Consider the following 2,799-nt stretch of genomic DNA (forward strand, 5'->3'; position numbering starts at 1 on the left):
TCTTCAACGATCTGGACCAGTGCCTGTCCGAGCTCTCCACCGAGGACCCCGACGCCTTTCTGGCGACCCCGTTCGAGGACCTGATCGACCGGTTTTCCGAGGAATTCGGCCTTGGCGAATTCAACCCGGACCCCAAGCCCCCGCCCGAACCCGAGCCACCGCCGCGTCCGCGCCAGAAGGGCTACGACCCGCCCCCGCCGGGATCGCCCTATGCGAGACAACCGGCGCCGGGCGGCGCGTCCGCCGGGCCCGCCTGGCGCAGTTCCGGGTGACGCGTCCCGGCGCCACGCAGGATCATCACCGCAGAAAACGCAGAAATACGCAGAACGATTCCCAACCCGGCGCCGCGCAGGCTCCCCGGGCGCCCTTCTGCGTTTTCAGCGCCTTTCTGCGGTTAAACCTTTCTGCATACCGTCTGGCCCGGCTGCTCCGGCTTGCGGCAGCCCACCATCGTCGTCATGGCGCGGTGAGGGGGGCGCCTGCGCGCCCGGCGCGGTCCGCCTTCGCACCGGTCTTGCATCCCGCCCACTTCTGCGTCCTACATTCCAGGCGGGCCGGAGTCGTGGCGGCCAATCGGGGGATGAATGTTCGGTCTGGAGAATGCGCAGAGCCTGGTGGGCGTCGGGTCAGTGTTGCTGATCTGCTGGGCGGTGTCGGAAAACCGGGGCCAGTTCCCCTGGAAGCTGGCGATCGGCGCGATCCTGACCCAGGCGATCCTGGTGATGGCGCTGTTCGGCCTGCCGCCGCTGCGTGAGGCGCTGCAGGGCGTGGGTGTCGTGGTCGACGGTCTGGCCTCATCCACCCAGGCGGGCGTCAGCTTCGTGTTCGGCTTCCTGGCGGGTACGCCGAACCAGCCCTATCCGCTCACTGATGGCGGTGCGCTGTTTGTCTTTGCCTTCCGGGTGCTGCCGGTCATCCTCGTGGTCTGCGCGCTGGCGGCCCTGCTGTGGCACTGGAAGATCCTGGTCTGGATCACCCAGCTGTTCGGCGTGGTGTTCGAACGCACCATGGGCCTGCGCGGCCCGCCGGCGCTGGCCACCGCCGCCACCGTGTTCATGGGCCAGGTCGAGGGCCCGATCTTCATCCGCAGTTACCTGCCGGGCCTCTCGCGTTCCGAGCTTTTCATGTTGATCGCCGTGGGGATGGCCTGCGTCTCGGGATCGACCATGGTCGCCTACGCCACCATCCTGAAGGATGTGCTGCCGGGGGCTGCCGCCCACGTATTGACCGCTTCCATCGTCTCCGCGCCCGCGGGCATCCTGCTGGCGCGGATCATCATCCCCCGCGATGCGGTGATCGAGCAGACCCAGGCCTACGATCCGGCTGCGGCCAAGCGCTACGCCAGCTCCATCGACGCCCTGATCAAAGGCACCAACGACGGCCTGCAGATCGTCATGAACGTGGCCGCCACCCTGATCGTCTTCGTGGCCCTGGTGGCCATGCTGAATGGAATGCTTGGCCTCTTTGGCGAGGTGGCGGGCGCGCCGCTTTCCGTGGAGCGCGGCCTCGGACTGATCTTCGCCCCGCTGGCCTGGGCCATCGGCGTGCCCTGGCGGGACGCCCCGGCCGCCGGCTCCCTACTGGGGGTGAAGCTGGTGTTGACCGAGTTTACCGCCTTCATCCGGATGGGGGAAATCCCGCTGGACGCCATGGACCCCCGCACCCGCATCCTGATGACCTATGCGCTGTGCGGCTTCGCCAACATCGCCTCGGTCGGCATCAACCTGGCCGGTTTCTCGGTGTTGGTGCCGGAGCGGCGCGACGAGGTGGTGGGCATGGTCTGGAAGGCGATGATGGCCGGGTTCCTGGCCACCTGCCTCACCGCCTCGATCGTGGGCCTGCTGCCGGCGGCGCTGTTCGGGTAGTTCAGCCTGCTTTGCGCAGGACGCAGATGGACTGACCAAGCGCACCCTCAGCGACGACCGCGTCGCTTCCGTCGCGGATATCGACGATGTCCATCCCCAGTTCGCGGGCCCAAACCTCAAGGGCCCCGCGCTCAATGAACGTATTCAGCGGCTGCATGTGCTTGCGTTTGTGATTGGTCACCGTGTCCCGGAAGATCTGCAGGTGGACCGGATCACGGAACTCCAGGAACGAAAACACCACGGCCCCGCCGGGCTTCAGCACGCGGTGGGCTTCCTCGAGATACCAGTAGCTCTGCTCATGCAGCAGATGGGTCAGGACGGAAAAGAAGCAGACCATGTCGGCGGCGCCGTCCGCCTCTGGAATGCCGATGTGATCGATGACTTCGAAGCGCCAGTCAGGCCGCGCGCTGATGCTGCGGGCGTGCTCGATCAGGTCGGGCACCAGGTCAACGCCGAGATAGGTCCCGCTCAGCCACGCCGATAGGGGCCGGGCCAGACGTCCCGAGCCACAGCCGACATCGACAAGGTGGCCGTCGATCGGCAGGCCGTAGTGGCGAAGCACCGACAGTTCGATCGCGCCGAACTGTTCAAAGCCGCCGCCGATGGCGCTCTCCATGGCCTCGACGTGGGACATCCGGGCCTTGATGGCCGCGACGAAGGCGATGTTCACCGCCTTCAGGTCGGTGGAATCCGGCTGCCGGTTCAAGCGGGAGGGCTGGGCCAGCGCTCCCCGGACAAACCGCAACGGATGAAACCCTGACATCGAAATTTCCCCCGAATTTTCGTCAAGGTAGCAATGACGCTCGCATGGGTCGATTGTTATTGGGCCTTGATCAATGACAAGGCGCACGCGCTAGGCTCAGGACTCATTGATCATAGCCAGAAGATGACGGTGGCAGCGAGAGCGATGGCGGACATGAAGGTGTGTGCGCAT

The 2,799-nt window shown here is 66.1% G+C and carries 2 protein-coding genes and 1 pseudogene; 2 read left to right on the forward strand and 1 reads right to left on the reverse strand.

From position 1 onward, the window contains the following. Window positions 1–272 (forward strand): annotated as a pseudogene (locus ACIQ3B_RS18495) (hypothetical protein); the annotation flags it as partial. A gap of 312 nt (window positions 273–584) precedes the next feature. Next, on the forward strand, window positions 585–1,865 hold the full coding sequence (locus ACIQ3B_RS18500; RefSeq protein WP_397405204.1) for a NupC/NupG family nucleoside CNT transporter: 1,281 nt from the start codon (window positions 585–587) through the stop codon (window positions 1,863–1,865). Window position 1,866: 1 nt separating this feature from the next. Here the strand turns inward: ACIQ3B_RS18500 and ACIQ3B_RS18505 are convergent, their stop codons facing one another. Beyond that, window positions 1,867–2,628: a class I SAM-dependent methyltransferase gene (locus tag ACIQ3B_RS18505; protein WP_397405206.1), complete on the reverse strand. Its 762-nt coding sequence runs from the start codon at window positions 2,626–2,628 to the stop codon at window positions 1,867–1,869. Between the last annotated feature and the right edge of the window lie 171 nt (window positions 2,629–2,799).

It is taken from the genome of Phenylobacterium sp. (genome assembly GCF_044358365.1).
GTDB lineage: Bacteria > Pseudomonadota > Alphaproteobacteria > Caulobacterales > Caulobacteraceae > Phenylobacterium.

What these genes read in the sequence shown, in the direction of transcription:
- ACIQ3B_RS18500 (WP_397405204.1), top strand. Translation starts at nt 585, where the DNA reads ATGTTCGGTCTGGAGAATGCGCAGAGCCTGGTGGGCGTCGGGTCAGTG.
- ACIQ3B_RS18505 (WP_397405206.1), bottom strand. Translation starts at nt 2,628, where the DNA reads ATGTCAGGGTTTCATCCGTTGCGGTTTGTCCGGGGAGCGCTGGCCCAG.